General features: G+C 51.3%; 13 protein-coding genes. 5 read left to right on the forward strand and 8 right to left on the reverse strand.

What is annotated here, in order from left to right; genetic code table 11:
• Positions 1 to 34 precede the first annotated feature (34 nt).
• The 7 genes from MHN31_RS16195 to MHN31_RS16225 all read right to left on the reverse strand — a co-directional run bounded on the left by MHN31_RS16195 (position 35) and on the right by MHN31_RS16225 (position 6858).
• Positions 35 to 487, reverse strand: coding sequence for a hypothetical protein (locus MHN31_RS16195; RefSeq protein ID WP_239444779.1), 453 nt, complete (start codon positions 485 to 487; stop codon positions 35 to 37).
• Between the two features lie 363 nt (positions 488 to 850).
• A complete protein-coding gene (locus MHN31_RS16200; RefSeq protein WP_239444780.1) occupies positions 851 to 2119 on the reverse strand; it encodes an ATP-binding protein in 1269 nt (422 codons plus the stop codon).
• The gene (locus tag MHN31_RS16205; protein ID WP_239444781.1) at positions 2119 to 2838 is read right to left on the reverse strand and encodes a winged helix-turn-helix domain-containing protein; all 720 of its coding nucleotides are present in this window, start codon (positions 2836 to 2838) and stop codon (positions 2119 to 2121) included. The genes MHN31_RS16200 and MHN31_RS16205 overlap by 1 nt, the downstream gene beginning before the upstream one ends.
• Entirely contained in the window at positions 2838 to 3224 is a 387-nt protein-coding gene (locus MHN31_RS16210; RefSeq protein WP_239444782.1) for a DUF3019 domain-containing protein, read from the reverse strand. The genes MHN31_RS16205 and MHN31_RS16210 overlap by 1 nt, the downstream gene beginning before the upstream one ends.
• A 10-nt stretch (positions 3225 to 3234) precedes the next feature.
• Positions 3235 to 4092, reverse strand: coding sequence for a MipA/OmpV family protein (locus tag MHN31_RS16215; protein WP_239444783.1), 858 nt, complete (start codon positions 4090 to 4092; stop codon positions 3235 to 3237).
• Positions 4093 to 4325: 233 nt separating this feature from the next.
• Entirely contained in the window at positions 4326 to 6158 is a 1833-nt protein-coding gene (locus MHN31_RS16220; RefSeq protein WP_239444784.1) for a HAMP domain-containing sensor histidine kinase, read from the reverse strand.
• A gap of 10 nt (positions 6159 to 6168) precedes the next feature.
• Positions 6169 to 6858, reverse strand: coding sequence for a response regulator transcription factor (locus MHN31_RS16225; protein WP_125560828.1), 690 nt, complete (start codon positions 6856 to 6858; stop codon positions 6169 to 6171).
• Between the two features lie 176 nt (positions 6859 to 7034).
• Between MHN31_RS16225 and MHN31_RS16230 the strand changes: the two genes are divergently transcribed.
• The 5 genes from MHN31_RS16230 (at position 7035) to MHN31_RS16250 (ending at position 12464) form a co-directional block, all read left to right on the forward strand.
• A complete protein-coding gene (locus MHN31_RS16230) occupies positions 7035 to 8312 on the forward strand; it encodes an HlyD family efflux transporter periplasmic adaptor subunit (RefSeq protein WP_239444785.1) in 1278 nt (425 codons plus the stop codon).
• Between the two features lie 25 nt (positions 8313 to 8337).
• Positions 8338 to 9069, forward strand: coding sequence for an ABC transporter ATP-binding protein (locus MHN31_RS16235; RefSeq protein WP_239444786.1), 732 nt, complete (start codon positions 8338 to 8340; stop codon positions 9067 to 9069).
• Positions 9070 to 9095: 26 nt separating this feature from the next.
• Positions 9096 to 11606 carry an ABC transporter permease gene (locus tag MHN31_RS16240; protein WP_239444787.1) on the forward strand — a complete coding sequence of 837 codons (2511 nt, stop codon included), beginning with the start codon at positions 9096 to 9098 and terminating at the stop codon, positions 11604 to 11606.
• Positions 11607 to 11678: 72 nt separating this feature from the next.
• Positions 11679 to 12098: a VOC family protein gene (locus MHN31_RS16245; protein WP_239444788.1), complete on the forward strand. Its 420-nt coding sequence runs from the start codon at positions 11679 to 11681 to the stop codon at positions 12096 to 12098.
• A 78-nt stretch (positions 12099 to 12176) separates the two neighbouring features.
• Positions 12177 to 12464 (forward strand): hypothetical protein, encoded by a 288-nt coding sequence (locus tag MHN31_RS16250; protein ID WP_239444789.1) that lies wholly within the window; start codon positions 12177 to 12179, stop codon positions 12462 to 12464.
• Positions 12465 to 12536: 72 nt separating this feature from the next.
• Here the strand turns inward: MHN31_RS16250 and MHN31_RS16255 are convergent, their stop codons facing one another.
• Positions 12537 to 15038, reverse strand: a complete 2502-nt coding sequence (locus MHN31_RS16255; RefSeq protein ID WP_125560816.1) for a S8 family serine peptidase — start codon at positions 15036 to 15038, stop codon at positions 12537 to 12539.
• Between the last annotated feature and the right edge of the window lie 275 nt (positions 15039 to 15313).

Consider the following 15313-nt stretch of genomic DNA (forward strand, 5'->3'; position numbering starts at 1 on the left):
ACCTTGATGAAACAAGGTCCGGCAGGACGAAAAATTAAAAGCGGTAACCTAAGTGGAGGCCAATTAATGCTTTGGACTCTACTTTTTCGGTGCCAAAGATATCGAGTATGTCAGTTCGATATTCCCGCTCATCGGTGCGGCGAACCCCGACACTGGCACCAAATGTCCAACCCTCCTGAAGCGCGCCCTGTGAATAGTAGTGGTAATTAAGTGCGACAAACCCGTTTTCACTTGTTAAGGCCTCGCTGCCGGCAATGATGCCCAGCGTGTGTTTATTATCTTTGTCCAGGATGTATTCATAGCTTATGGCTGCGCCAATTAAGCCTGCGGAAATCGACAGGAGATGATCGTCATTGACTGCGTTGGTGTACTGAATGCCAGTCAAACCACCATAAGGGTATCCAGCACCAACACTGAGTTTGGCATGTGCAACGTTGATAAAGTTCACGGCTAAGAGTCCCAGTGTTAAATGGATTATTTTTTTCATTTTATTTTTATCCTTAGTTATGTAGTGGAGATGGGTTATGAATACTTGCTCGCTGTTTGTTTAGCGGTCTACCCATATCGAGAGTTTGAATGGTGTAAGCGCATTACGCATGAGAACGTTTGTTTTAATTTGGGCCTGTTGGTGTCTCACGTGACGCCCAATCTGGCAATTAAACACACGCTCGAAGTGTATCAAGAAATAATTAATGTGGTGTATCAAAATGTAGCTATTTTGTTTTGTTTTGAGCGCATATGTCTGGATTGAGCTTCTTTCAGTGTTAAGCTCAAGGTTTCTTAAGATTAATATTTTACGCTCAATATCAGGCGTGTGAGTAATGCTGAACGATTGTCGCTGCTTGTGCTGTTATACCGGAAGTTTCAAAGTAAAACAGGCACCGCCCAGACGCGTTGAATCACTGACCTCGAGCTGGCCCTGGTGCCAATCGGCAATCCGCTGAGCAAGTGCCAGGCCCAGGCCAAATCCACGGTGAGTATGGTCGTCAGCATGCGCCCGGACAAAAGGCTTAAAAATATGTGCCTGCTGTGTACTAGGTACGCCCGAGCCATCATCATGCACTGCCAATGTGCAGAACCCTGGGCTGTGATTAAGTGTGACCACAATCTGGCCGTTTCCGTATTTGCTGGCGTTTTCCAGCAGGTTACTCAACAAGGTAGTCAGGTAAAATGGATCACCGATAACCTGTATGGCGTGTTCAGGTAAAGCCAGCTTGAGCGTTATATCCATGTCGTGCCAGGTGCGTGATACCTGTTTGACCAGTTGGCCAAGATCCAGCGGACGACGCTGTAGCTCTGCGATGCTTTGATCCATCCTTGCGTAGCTTAAGAGCTGATCGATCAGCGCGGACATGGTATCCAGATCGCGGTTGATCCTGGCTTCATAGTGACGCCGTTTGTCAGGGTCGGTGCTTTCCTCCAGGGTATCCATGCCGAGGCGGATCCGCGCCAGCGGTGTACGTAGTTCGTGTGACATGGCACCGCTGAGTAGTTTGACGTCCTGTACCAGGTATTCTATGCGTTCAGCCATGTGGTTAAAGTCCCGTTCCAGATCACGCAAATACATCACAGATCCAACCTGTAAGCGTTGTGACAGGTCGCCGGCACCGAAACGCTGGGCCGCCCGGCGTAGTTTGAGCAGCCGCAGTAGAAAGGGCAGCAGCCAGATCAGGATCAGCGTCATCATCGCGGTATAAAACAGCCCTGTCAGCCACCAGGCCAGATCACTGCGCGACGTGACTTGATCGCTGCGGATGACCAACAAGTCTGTTGAGTTTGGCAAACGTTGCAGAAACAGTCTTTGTTGATCGGTTTCCAGCTGGATCTGTTCATTGGCTTGTAATTTGGTTTGCAGCGCAGCCGGAAGCGGGAACGCTGATGTCGGGACAATTTGAGGTTGCAGGAGCGACTGAGCAGGCCAGTTTGATAGCAAGGCATGAGGTGAATCTGTGGCAGCAACCAACGCATGTATGTCCCGGGCCAGCTGCGCCAGTTGCGTCTGAGGCGTGTGTTGCTGCTGAGCAGGTGTGAACGTCTGATAGAGATGGTCAAACAGCCAGCTAGTGGCGATGGAAATAGCCACAACGGCCAGCAGGAGTGAGAGGGCAAAATGACGCATCACCAGGCTTCCCGAACCAACTGATAGCCCTGTCCCCAGACCGTTTTGATGCGAAAGGGCGCAACCGGGTTATCACCGAGTTTTTTGCGCAACCGCGAGATGCGCAGATCGATGGAGCGATCAAATCCATCGTATTCAAAACCACGCAGAGACTGGGTAAGGAAATCCCGGGTAACCAGCTCGCCGGCTGATTTTGCCAGCAGCCAGAGTAAATCAAACTCTTTGGACGACACATCAATGGCCTCGCCCTGTAAGGTGACGGTGCGTGCGCTTCTGTCCACTAACAGGCCTTGAATCTCGATACGCTCTGTATTGCCAGCGGGATCTTGTGCAACATTGGTTGGACTATGGCGGCGCAGTAATGCACGGATCCGCGCGAGCAATACCCGTGCTCGCACCGGTTTGGTGAGGTAGTCATCTGCGCCCATTTCCAGTCCCAGTACTTCGTCCATATCCTCATCCCGTGCGGTCAGCATCAGGATAGGCCCGGGGTACTGGGGTCTGACTTGTTTACAGACGTCCAGCCCATCCAGCCCGGGCAGCATGCCATCGAGGATCACCAGATCTGGGTTCAAACTCAGGATCTGCTGCGGGGCCTCATCGCCGCGATGGCACAGGCTGACGGAAAAGGATTTTTCCGCCAGGTAGTCACAGATCCAGTGTGCCAGTTCATGGTCATCTTCAATGAGTAACAGGTGTGTATTTGGTATTGTCGTCATCAGAACATTCGCCATCTTACGCGTGTATTTTTACTTTTGTTATAAACCCAGGCATAGGTTAACTGAGCACTGGCCAGTGTTTTTTGCTGCGTATCTTGCAGGAAGAAATGCACATTTTGATTGAATTGAAGGTCCATCGTCATTGTGCCTTTCGCAGTGGTCTGCCAACATTTTAGTGGCTGTTCACGGTTGGAATGTGTCACACAGTAGTTGCCCGGCGAGTTAGCCTGCCAGTGGATGGTCAGCTCGCTATGACAGTATTCACCCTGGTGCAAAGCGACACATTGTTGCGGACTGAGTGTCAGTGTTACGAGAGCGTTGGCAACAGCCTGGTTGTGGAAAAGTGTTATGCCGGTAAGGGCTAAGGTAGAGATAAATTTACGCATGCTCGGCCCCTTAAAACACATAGCTGACAGACAGGCCCAATCCCAGCGCATTGCGGCTGCGATTGTCACCCCGTGCGAGATTGCTCTGTATGAGGGGGCTATCGGCAATGGCACTGGGAGTGTGGTAGTAACGTAAAGAGGCATCAAAAAGCCAGTTTTCGGTGAGTGGGTAGGTGGCGCCGAGGTGCAAGCTGTGGGATAAGCCGCTACTGGCTATGTACTCAGGTAATCCTTCGACCCGGTTATTATTGTTATTCTCTGTGTTGTTGACGCCATAATAGTAGTTCAGCATATCACCCGGCAGATAATTCACCCGATAAGCACTGAACAGGTGCCAGTTTTTTATCGTCCAGTGTTTGCTTATCTGTGAACTCACATAAGCGCCCCGGTCGTCACTCAGCTCAGGGGCGACAATTAACTGAAATCGCAGCCCTGACCAGATCCCACGAAAGCGAACACCCAGATAATTGGTCTGGTTTTTTGTAAAGCGCAGCTCGGAGCCGTCTTGTTGAATGTACTTGGTATCGGCATCTGAGCGTGCAGATGAAGCCAGAAAATCCACATCCCAATGCGTGTTGCGATATAAGTTGTAGCCTACGCTGGTGTTGCCGAGAATATTATTGGGGCCGCCCGGGACTTCTACAAACAGCCCGTTATCCCATTCATAGGCGCCATTCACAAAATATCCCAGGCCCGCACTGGCATCGCCAAATGGACTTTGTCCGGCAAAAGCACCAACACCAAGTGCGAGAAAGCCTTTGCTGTCCGGGTGTTGTTCCTTGGGGGATTCAGCTGCCAGTAGCGTTTGACTGTTCAGCCCGACAAGTAGCAAGCAGCTTGTCAGGGTACGTATCATTACCTTGTTCATTGTTATTATTCCTGAGGTCACATTTGATACCAACAGCTTAACGAGTGGCTGAGGGCTAAGCCGTAACAGTCACCACCAAAATGTATCAAAGTGTAGCGCAGGTTATATAGAATTTAGGGACACACGTCCAGCCCTCTACATTATCATTCTGGATTTTAATGCACACAGCGTGCTGATACTTGCATCTTCAGCCTGAGTGTATCGCTGCCAGACAAACTCTATGCCTGGGCCACCTATTCAGGCATCACCTTGTTAAAATGTCGGGTCTGTAAGGTCAATCTTAACGCGAGCCCCGGCGTCATTTGGTGGGCTGTTATCTGACCTTGTTGTGCTTTGACTAACTGAGCGACCAGGGCCAGACCAATCCCTGTTCCCTGTGTTGTGCGGGTCAGCTCATCTCCACCGCGATAAAACAGCTCAAACAGTTTATCGCATTGCTGTTGCGACACGCCCGGGCCGTAATCACGGATCTCCAGGAGCAGCTTGTCGTGACTTTGCTCTGCGTGTCGAAAGGTAATATCGAGTTGTCTGCGCGCGGGATCACAGATGCCTTCGGCGGTAAAAAACTTGACGGTGTTTTCAACAATGTTTATCACCACCTGGGCAAAGGCATCCTGATCCACTAAAACGTCAACTTCCTCTGATAGCGGCGCTTCAATCACCATATTTAGATGGAAGTCCTGTTTTTCCAGGAGGGTAGAGGTTTTGGAGCGAATAATATCGGCCAGCATGGCAACCGGGGCATAGTCCGGTTTAACCTGAGGCAGGCCATGGTGATCTTCCTGATTCAGCCGTGTAAGCAACAGTATGTTGTCAATCAGGCGGCTCAGGCGCTCGCTCTCACCGTGAATAAAGCCATAATAATCCTGCTGAGCATCTGTGGAAACCACAGCTCCAGTACGCAGCATTTCGGCATACATGCGGATGGCGGTGAGCGGTGTTTTGAGCTCATGACTGACCGAAGACACAAAGTTCATTCTTTGTTCTGCCAGCGCAAGCTGTCTGACACTCAGCCGGTAAAATCCGTAACAGGCGCTCAAAATGATAAGTATGAGTAACAGAGAGAATAGTGCGCTGTAAAACAGGGTCGGACTCATGGGTAAGGCATGGGTGGTAAAGTGCAGTGTATAGTTGTTAAATGGCCAGCGCAGGGCACTGCTATATAAGGGCTGTGCTCGCAGCTCTGCGGGAATGTCGGCCTCTGCCAGCCTGCGTACATTTGACTGGTCATGAGGCAGTAAGAAGTGCAGCTGCTCTGGCTGCGCGGTCATAGCGTTATACAATTTGTTGGAGCTGTTTGACCTATCTGCAACCAGCGTGAGTAGGATTGGGGTATCAAACTGACTTTGGCTCAGATATTCGCCAACAAGACTGAGTAAATAGGGGTCACGCCTGACCAGGTAACCTTGTAACTTACGCTCTGTACCGACTTTAGGCAGTCGATAGAAGATAAAGTAGCCGGGCACATCAAACCAGATCTGATACAAGCCATTTTCCTTGCTCAGCCCTGTCGCCAGCTTAGTTTGTAGCGCTGTTGATTTGGCCAGCGTCTGGTAAATGAACTTTGCCCGGTCGTAGCGTTGTTGTAGCTCGACAGAGCTTTGCTGTTGTTCTGATGTGGGATTCGAGAGGTCTTCGCCTGACAGCGGCTCCGGCCAGATTGGGCTATTGAACTGGCCTTGCGCATTAAACTGAAAATAACCGACCAGTCCCTGAATAGGGCGGGTCGCCGTTGGTCTGGCCGGACCCAGATGTGACAAAACAGAAGGTATTTGCAGCGTTTCTTCGGTGAGTGGGTTATAGACTGGCTGATAATAATCAAATGCCTCGACAGGCAGTGAACTGGACAGTAAGCGGCGTTTAAACATCTGGCGGTCAATTTGGGTTATCAGGCTACGGGCCTGTTCCTGATACTCGCTCAACTGATTCTGTTTAAGTTGTGCAAAGCCGAAGTAGAGCAAAATACTAAGCGGTATTAACAGGCACAATAAGAAGGCACAGGCCTGCCAACGCAGCTGCTGCTTGCGTTGTGCATAGGTCATAAGGTGTTTGTCTTTAAACCACATGGTGATGCCGTTATTGGATATACAGTTGATAACCTTCACCGCGATGGGTGACCAGGTGGCGCGGAGATTTCGGGTCTTGCTCTATTTTTTTTCGCAGTTTGGCGATGTGAATATCCACAGTACGCGTATCTATGTCCCCCACGGTTTTGTAGCCCCAGACCTGGTGTAATAGCTCATCACGGCTGACAGGCTTATTCTGGCGCAGCAGATAACTCAGTAAGCTGACCTCACGACGCGTGTATTTAACGTCCTGTTGGTATGATGTGCCGGTCAGGGATTGTGGGTTGATGCTGACGTCTTTGCTCAGAACCAGCTCTCCGTCATGCTGGTTCCAGCCCGAGCGACGTACCAGTGCGTTTACACGCAATACCAGTTCCGAGGTTGAAAAGGGTTTGGCTACATAATCATCGGCCCCCAGGCTCAGACCATTGATAATGTCCTGCTCGGTGCTTTTTGCGGTGAGCATTATGATGGGCTGAGTCGGTGCGGTTTTTCTGAGTGCTTCACAGACTGCAAAGCCGTTCATTGATGGCAGCATGACGTCTAATAAAATGCAGGCATAATCGCCCTGTTGGGCACGCTTAAGGCCTTGCGCCCCGTCTATTTCACTGTCAACTTCATAGCCATGAAAAACAAACAGGTCGGTCAGGCCACGTAAGATGGCCGGCTCATCTTCTACGATCAGTAGGGTAGGTTTCATCTTGTTATTATTTCCCTGTTTTGTGCTGGCCAGTTTAGCGTAAAGCTAGCGGGCCCGCCGCGAAAGTGCACGTAAACTTTTGTAAAACCTGCGCTGTTTTCTTTTACATAGTCAGCCTGTTTGGACGCCCTCCCGCACTCTAAAGTAGAGCTCATAGCCCTGTTTGAGGAAGCATCATGGACATAGTGAGAACCAATAAAAGCCCCCTGTGGAGTCGCAAAGCCAAAGTTATGAGCGTGATGGGATTGATTGTCGTGAGCAGTCTTACCCTGTTTTTTAACCACCATACTAGCGCGTCCAATCTGGTAGATAAAGCCCCCTTGCTGATCGATACGGTGCGCCGGGGCGAGTTAAAAGTGACGGTGCGTGGCAGTGGCGTACTGGTGCCGGCGCAGATCCGTTGGATCACGACGCCGGTCGATGGTCGAGTCGAGCAAGTGTTTAAAAAAGCCGGCGCTGAAGTAAAACAGGGCGATGTGTTACTGCAGCTGAGCAATCCGGAACTGGAAGAAGCGCTGGCACAGGCACGCTGGGAGCTGCAGGCATTAGAAGCACAAACTCATGCCGAACAGGTTGCACTGGAGTCGACTTTACTGGACCAGGAAATTGCCGTTGTAGACGAAAAACTCAGTCTGGAGCGCGCTCAGCTGACTTTAGCGGCTCAAGAAAAGCTGCTGGCACAGGGGATAGTGGCGGTCTCTAAGATTGATTTTGAAGAGGTCAAGATCAATGTTGCTCAGTACCGCCAGCGTTTTGCGCTGGAACAGCAAAGGCTGCAAAAACGACGTGTAAATCTGGCGGCACAACTGCGCGCCGGTGATGCGAGGCTCAATAGCCTGCGCAAACGGGTCGCGCGGATTGAGCAGCAGGTCACTGGCCTGACTGTGGTTGCGACAATGGACAGCATAGTGCAGGCCATGCCGCTGGAGCCGGGGCAGCAGATTGGGGCGGGCAGTAATCTGGCTATGTTGGCCAGAAATGATCAGTTCTTTGCCGAGTTACGCATTCCTGAAAGCCAGATCAAAGACGTGCAGCTCGGCCAGACGGTGACTCTGGATACCCGTGCCAGTCAGATCACAGGCACGGTGCAGCGTATTGATCCTGTGGTCAGTGACAGTGCGGTGTTGGTGGAGGTATCGCTCAGCGGGGAGCTGCCGAAAGAGGTACGCCCGGCGCTGAGTGTCGACGGGGTGATTGAGATCGCCACGATTGAGGACACCCTGTTTGTGAAGCGGCCGGTTATGGCCAGTGGCTTTAGTCAGGCCAGCCTCTACTTGTTGGAGAGCTCTGGTGAACAGGCCCTTCGTCGACCACTGACATTTGGTCACATGTCCAGTCAGTACATTGAAATTGAACATGGCGCCGCTGAGGGCGAGCGGGTGATCCTCTCTGATACCTCACACTGGCAACACGCCGAAGTACGTTTCAAGCAGTCATTTGCTTCTTTGCAGTAATCACACTTTTAACGGAGTACACAGTATGTCACATCAACAACACAGCAGCGACCGTCTGGTGGAGCTGAGTCAGTTAAACAAAGTATTTGTCAGTGATGATGTCGAAACCTGGGCACTGAACAACATTAATCTTACTATCTCAAAAGGGGAATACCTGGCTATTACTGGTCCATCTGGTTGTGGTAAATCGACCTTACTCGCCCAGCTGGGCCTGTTGGATACGCCGAGCAATGGCACATACTGGCTGGCCGGGCACAATACCGCCCAAATCGATAAATATGAGCGAGCTCGGATCCGTAATAAGGAAATCGGCTTTATTTTTCAGGCGTTTAATTTAATCAGTGAGCTGAGTGTGGCTGACAATGTCGCCCTGCCGCTGAGTTATCGAGCGGATCTCAGTCGCGCAGAGCAGCATGAACGGGTCGCTGCGGCGCTGGAGCAGGTTGAAATGAGCCATCGAGCCAGCCATTACCCTGCTCAGCTGTCTGGGGGACAACAGCAGCGTGTCGCCATTGCCCGCGCTATTGCCGGCCAACCAGCCATTATTCTGGCTGATGAACCCACAGGTAACCTGGACTCTAGCAATGCCCGGATAGTGATGACGCTGCTTGACACGCTCAATCACAATGGCGCAACCATTTGCATGGTGACGCATGATATGTCGTCGGCTTTGCGTACCGGGCGGATCATTGAAATGAAGGATGGTACCATCGTGTCTGACAGTCCGGCTAAAGCGTCCACAGCCATTGCGGTTTGAATTGCACTTGTTGAGAGGAATGCCTTATGTCTGCCTGGATAGATATTCGATATGCAGCCCGGCTGCTGCTTAAAAAGCCTTTATTCACCCTGACCACCACGGCGATTGTGACCGTGGGCCTGGCCCTAACTTTATATACCTTTACCCTGATGCAGCAATTGGTCTTTAAGCCACTGACACTAGACCAGGATATGCCCCTGATTGCCATTGCCGGTGAGTTTAAAGCCGCTCATGGGACGCGTCAGCGGGTTGATCCCTATCATCTTAATCAGGTCCAGGCCGACAGCATGTTGTTACAGAATATGAGTCTGTATGAGTCGGCTGTGCGCACTGTGGGCAGGCAGGGCAACGAAGCCATCTCCCATAAAGTACACCTCACTTATGCGCAATGGGATCTGTTTGAAGTCGCTGGCGTGCAGCCTCTGCTCGGTCGTAGCTTTAGCCCTTCAGATCAGCAAGATGGCGCGCAATCTGTGGTGGTGCTGAGTCATGATATCTGGCAGCGGGTGTTTGACGGTGATGAAACTATCATAGGCCGGATGATCCAGGTAGAAGCAATCCCCAAACAGGTGATCGGGGTGATGCCACCCGGGTTTGCCTTTCCAGCTCGGGCACAGGTGTGGCAAATCATGACGCAGACTCGCCTTGAGCCAGCTAATCCATCAAATCGGGGTGCTTTGCAGGCGGTTGCTCGGTTGAAACCCGGTGTGACTTTGACGCAGTTCCAGCACGAACTGGCCACGCTGTTACAGCGTCAACTACAGGCTTTACCGCAGGAATTTGCCTGGCGTGCGGATGTGGCAGGGGGATATCTGCAGGCGATCCCGTTCAAACTAAGCGTTGATGTGTTGTATCAACATTACGCGATTTTAGTGGCGATGATCCTGGTGGTACTGCTGATCTTAATGCTGACCTGTATCAATGTGGGTAACCTGTTACTGGCCCGGGTGAATGAACAGATCCGGGATGTGGCAATTCGGGTTGCGCTTGGCGTGCCACAGCATCGCCTGGTGTTACAAATGATGTGGGAAAGTACTCTGATTTGCTGTCTGGGTGGGTTGCTGGCGTTGGGGCTGGCACACTGGGGAATTGCCCTGACCAATCTAGCCTTTGAAGAGATATTTGCCATGAGTGGCGCACGGCCTTTCTGGTGGACGCTTAGTATCTCATCCGACGAGGTCTGGATGCTGATACTCGCTGTGGTGATGATGATAGTGATCACCGGGTTGATCCCGGCGTGGCGTGCTTTGCAAGGCGATATTAATGGTATTTTACGTGATGGTACGCGGGGTGCGGTGAGTAAACGAGCCGGGCGGGTCAATCAGGCACTGGTTGTCGCTGAGATTGCTTTATCTTGTCTGGTGTTGGCCATTGCAGCCATGTTATTGGGCAGCAGTCTGGCGGCACAGCAGGCCGATTATGGTGTGCAAACTGAGCAGCGTTTAACGGCATCGGTGCGCCTGGCCTGGGGCAGCTATCGCTGGAACGGTGGTGCACCTGAGGCAAGGAAAAAGCGCAATGATTTTTACTATGGGCTCAAAGCAAAGTTAGAGCAACATCCTCAGATCAACAGCGTGGCGTATTTTAGCAGTCTGCCGGGTACCGGAGGCGGGACCTCTCACTTTGAAATTCAGGGACGGGCGGAACCTGTGTTCAGTGACAATCCAATGTGGAATTTTGAGTTGGTTAGTCGGGATGCCTGGCGTACCGTGGGTATGCAGTTGCTTGAAGGTCGAGATTTTAATCTGAGCGACCTGGCTGTAGATAGCCGCGAGCTGCGTGAACAGGGCTCTGTGGTGATCATTAACGCTGCCATGGCACGCGAGTTGTTTCCTGAGGGGAATGCACTGGGTCAGCGTGTGAGAACACTCAATGGTGAAGGCTGGCACACCGAATGGCGCACCATTGTGGGGGTGGTGTCTGACAGTGTTCACGGTCCGACAACGGATGCAACCAGTGCCCGGCATACCGGCTATGGGCTGATGGAACTAAGGCCCTGGCGAATGAACCTGGTGATGCACTACCGTGGCGAGCAATCACAGGCTATTGCCGCATTGCGTCAGGCCATTATTGATTTAGATGCCGATGCAACGGTACATGATATTCAAAGTTATCAAAGCCTTATTAAGCAGCCGCTATTGCTGATGGCAGCACTCAATCAGATATTTTTGGTTGGCGGGCTGGTGGCGTTGTTTTTAGCGGCTAGTGGTATTTATGCGATGGCAGCCAATAGTATTGCTTTACGCAGTCAGGAGATTGCCACGCGCCGTGCGCTCGGCGTACCGGAAGGGCAAGTCGTGCTTTTGTTTGTCAGGCAGGCACTGTGGCAGTTGGCAGTGGGCTTAACACTGGGGATAGGCGCGGCATTGTGGCTAAGCGCGCAGCTTGCCGGGGCCATGAACATCGACCCGAACAGTTATGTTTGGGCGCTGCTCGGGATACCCGCGTTTATTGTGATGCTGGTGTTACTGGCAACTTTGCTGCCAGTTTCCCGGCAGCTCCAGGCGCCCCCCGCTGAGGCACTCAGGCAGAGTTAGAGAGGCACACAGGTGGACATGCCTGACTGGATACGGCACAGTACAGCTTTACTTTTTTCGTAATAAAAACGTATGCTTGCTAATTACATTCAGCGTGTTCACCATGTCGCGATTATTTGCTCAGATTATGCCGTATCAAAAGCGTTTTATACTGATGTGATAGGGTGTCGGGTCATTGCAGAGAATTATCAACCCGGGCGTGAGAGCTATAAGCTGGATTTGGCACTGCCTGATGGCACCCAGATTGAGCTGTTTCACTTTGCCTCTGCACCAGCACGGCCGAGTTACCCTGAAGCACAAGGGTTGCGCCATCTTGCTTTGTCCGTCACTAACATAGAATCTGCGCGTCATGCTCTCGTCGAGCAAGGGGTGAATTGTGAGCCCATTCGCCTTGACCCGTATACCCAACAACGCTTTTGCTTTTTTGCTGACCCGGATGGGTTACCATTGGAGTTGTATGAGGTGTCGGACGCCGCAGATACCCTTGAGTGATATGTCCTTGTTCTGATTTGTTCCTTTTATTAATCCATGTGATACCATCTGAGTCTCGTCATATCAGGAAGTAATAATATGAAAAAGCAAAGGTTATTCATTGGGTTATGTTTAGTCACATTGGCTGGTTGCCAGGTATCCCAGCCTGCGCCCTATGAGCAAGACAAAGCGCCCGAGGAGCGGCAGGAATACAATGGGGCTGAGGGGGTGGCTCAGGCACAGCGGGATCAGGTTTATCTGATGGATAAAGAGCTCAGAGATAAGTGTAATAACGCTAAGGTCGATCTGGCGGTGGCCAAAGGCGAAAAAAACGGTCCTGAAATTGCCAGACAAACTGACATCATTAAACAAACTTGCCGGCAGTAACAGACATAAAAAGGCCGCAGTTTACTGCGGCCCTTGTCGTTACCAAATCTGGATTTGATTAAGCAAACCAGATTACTGGAAACTCACACTCACTTCGTTTGAGCAGATATCACTTGACTGACAGATTTTGTAAGTGAAGCCGCTGACCGCCGGATCACGACCGAAATCTCGGAACTGACCTGAGTTATTTACTGTGCGTAATAGAGCACCATCGCGGTAGACATCAACCTGCTCAGCGCTACTGCCAGACCAGGAGAGTGATACCCGATAGAAGCCCAGGCGTGACTTATTAGTACGCACGACTTCCAGCGCAATATCATCTGAGCTGACGGTGACTTCCTGCGTGGTACTGTTGCTGTTACCTTCACTGTCAGTGACTGTGAGGGTCGCTGAGTAAGTGCCTGATGCTGTGTAGATATGAGTTGGGTTTGCATCTGCGCTGCTATTGCCATCACCGAAGTCCCACTGCCAGCTGACGATGTCATTGTTGGCATCGGTGCTGCTGTCAGTAAAGGCGACGCTCAGGCCATTTTTCTCAAAGCTGAAACCTGCCACAGGTGGCTGTGCAGACACCTCACCCAGACCGGTCAGTGTCAGCGTCCAGCTGTTCAGTGTGCCGGTATCTACACCGGCGTTATCCGATACATTCAGTGTCCAGTCACCACGTGCAGCTTCACCGTTGAAGGCCGCAGAATTGAAGGTCTCAACCAGGTTATCAGCGCTACCACCGGCACGGTTGTGTAATGTCACTGAAGTACCCGCTGGAGAAGTCAGGGTCACCAGCAGATCGCCGATATAAGTGTGAGTGATATCCACCAGGGTGTTGCTGTCGAAAATGGTGATGTCGTCAGCAACCGTGATGACTGAGCTGATGCCTGTGGCGTCGTTGTCAGGAATATCAACTGCGGTTGTATTGTCATAGCTGAAGTCGCTCAGGCCTTGCGGCAATACAGACAGGTTAACAGATTTGCTGTCTGACAAATCGCCAGAGGTAGCGTTAACGGTGAAGCTGTAGTTGCCCCATTGAGTATCTGCAGTGGTAGGCACTGTTAGTGTCACTGTGTTACCCGGAGTGACAGTGCTTTGTGATAACACGGCGCCAGGTAGCGGGCTATCCAGGGTCAATGCAATGTCGCCCTGCCAGTCGGCCACTGAAGTGAAGCTGAATTCATAGCTGGCAGTTTCACCTGCGGTGATCTCCTGGGCACCTGGCGTGACGCCCATTCTGAAGCCGGGTGCCGGATCTGCATCGATCAGGGCCTGATGTGCGTTCAGACGCGTACCGGCTACTGTTTTGCCATCCAGTGCTGCATTGGCATCACCGCTTTGCATCAGCAGGTTTTTCAGAGAAATTGCATCCAGTGTCGGGTCAATCGATAGAACTAACGCGGCAACGCCGGCAACATGGGGGGTCGCCATTGACGTACCAGAGAAGCTGCTGTAGCCGCCGCCTGGTACAGTTGACAGAATAGCGCTACCAGGTGCACCCATGTCTACAGAAGCCAGGCCCCACTGTGAGAACGATGACATTGTGTCGTTGTCCGTGGTTGAAGCAATTGAGAAAACACTGTCATGCTCATAGCTTGATGGGTAGTGTGGATTGCTGTCGTTGTCAACTGCACCGTTACCAGCTGCTGCGACAAACAGGATATCGGCATTTTCACTGGCGGTAATGGCATCTGCTAATGTCTGACTGAAACCGCCACCACCCCAGCTGTTATTCAGAACGCGGACGTTATGACCTGCTTGCTTCAGTGATACCATGTAATCAATACATTCGATCGCATCTGAGGTTGACCCACTGCCCGAAGAGTTGAGGAACTTACAGCCAACGATTGAGACTTCCTGGTTTACCCCGACGACGCCGGTGGCATCGTTACCTGTTGCGCCTATGGTACCTGACACGTGTGTACCATGGCCCTGATCATCCATTGGATCGCCAGAACCTGTAATGGCATTCACACCGTAAATGTCATCAATATAGCCATTGTTGTCGTTATCGATGCCGTCTCCCGGAATTTCTCCCGGGTTTTGCCACATGTTCGCCACCAGATCCGGGTGCGTATAGTCAACGCCTGTGTCGATAACCCCAACGATCACGTCACGTGAACCAATGCTGATATCCCAGGCTTCAGGGGCATCGATGTCGGCATCTTCAACACCGCCAGTTTGACCTGTGTTATGCAGGCCCCAAAGCTCGTCAAAGCGTGCATCATCCGGAATGCCCAGTGCTTTCACCTGATAATCAGGCTCAACGTATTCTACTGCTGGGTGCTTCGCCAGCTTAGCAATGGCTTCTTTGCTACTGATCCCATCCAGTTTGAAGTTCGCCAGGCGGCCCGCCAAAACGTGCTTGTAACGATCATCGACTTCATCGGCGTTGTTGTCTGAGATACGGGCTTTTACCAGGTTACGGGCTTGTGCTCTTAATGCGCTGGACGCATCCTGTTTGAAGACCACCATCACGCTGTTGTCATTGGTTTTTTCTGTTGCTGTGATTTGTACTGCAGCTTGTGCTGCGCCACTGAAAACTGGCAGTAATGCCATTGTTAAGGCAGAAAGTTTTAATTTCATCATTTGTCCTAGATATTTAGTTGAGTTATTGACCATGAGGCCATGGTGTGTGCTCGACTAAGTGGCATGATGTGTGATCCGCCAAGCCTTCAGGCTGGCGGTCGATAACTCGGTTTGGCAACTCAGGTCACGCTAAAACAGCCTGAATTAGGGATGCAATTTTAAAATGAGTTTACGTCGTTAAAATCCAACTTTTTTATAGGTAGGATGGGTTTTGCTCAGAATTAACCATACTTTTTTGTGATATTCTTGGCCTGTGGTTAACGATTCTGTAA

Origin of the sequence: Pseudoalteromonas sp. McH1-42, assembly GCF_022347845.1 — a bacterium.
Classification (GTDB): Bacteria; Pseudomonadota; Gammaproteobacteria; order Enterobacterales; family Alteromonadaceae; genus Pseudoalteromonas; species Pseudoalteromonas rubra_D.

Coding starts and splice junctions, on each gene's coding strand:
- MHN31_RS16195 (WP_239444779.1), bottom strand. CDS start 487: ATGAAAAAAATAATCCATTTAACACTGGGACTCTTAGCCGTGAACTTT.
- MHN31_RS16200 (WP_239444780.1), bottom strand. CDS start 2,119: ATGCGTCATTTTGCCCTCTCACTCCTGCTGGCCGTTGTGGCTATTTCC.
- MHN31_RS16205 (WP_239444781.1), bottom strand. CDS start 2,838: ATGACGACAATACCAAATACACACCTGTTACTCATTGAAGATGACCAT.
- MHN31_RS16210 (WP_239444782.1), bottom strand. CDS start 3,224: ATGCGTAAATTTATCTCTACCTTAGCCCTTACCGGCATAACACTTTTC.
- MHN31_RS16215 (WP_239444783.1), bottom strand. CDS start 4,092: ATGAACAAGGTAATGATACGTACCCTGACAAGCTGCTTGCTACTTGTC.
- MHN31_RS16220 (WP_239444784.1), bottom strand. CDS start 6,158: ATGTGGTTTAAAGACAAACACCTTATGACCTATGCACAACGCAAGCAG.
- MHN31_RS16225 (WP_125560828.1), bottom strand. CDS start 6,858: ATGAAACCTACCCTACTGATCGTAGAAGATGAGCCGGCCATCTTACGT.
- MHN31_RS16230 (WP_239444785.1), top strand. CDS start 7,035: ATGGACATAGTGAGAACCAATAAAAGCCCCCTGTGGAGTCGCAAAGCC.
- MHN31_RS16235 (WP_239444786.1), top strand. CDS start 8,338: ATGTCACATCAACAACACAGCAGCGACCGTCTGGTGGAGCTGAGTCAG.
- MHN31_RS16240 (WP_239444787.1), top strand. CDS start 9,096: ATGTCTGCCTGGATAGATATTCGATATGCAGCCCGGCTGCTGCTTAAA.
- MHN31_RS16245 (WP_239444788.1), top strand. CDS start 11,679: ATGCTTGCTAATTACATTCAGCGTGTTCACCATGTCGCGATTATTTGC.
- MHN31_RS16250 (WP_239444789.1), top strand. CDS start 12,177: ATGAAAAAGCAAAGGTTATTCATTGGGTTATGTTTAGTCACATTGGCT.
- MHN31_RS16255 (WP_125560816.1), bottom strand. CDS start 15,038: ATGAAATTAAAACTTTCTGCCTTAACAATGGCATTACTGCCAGTTTTC.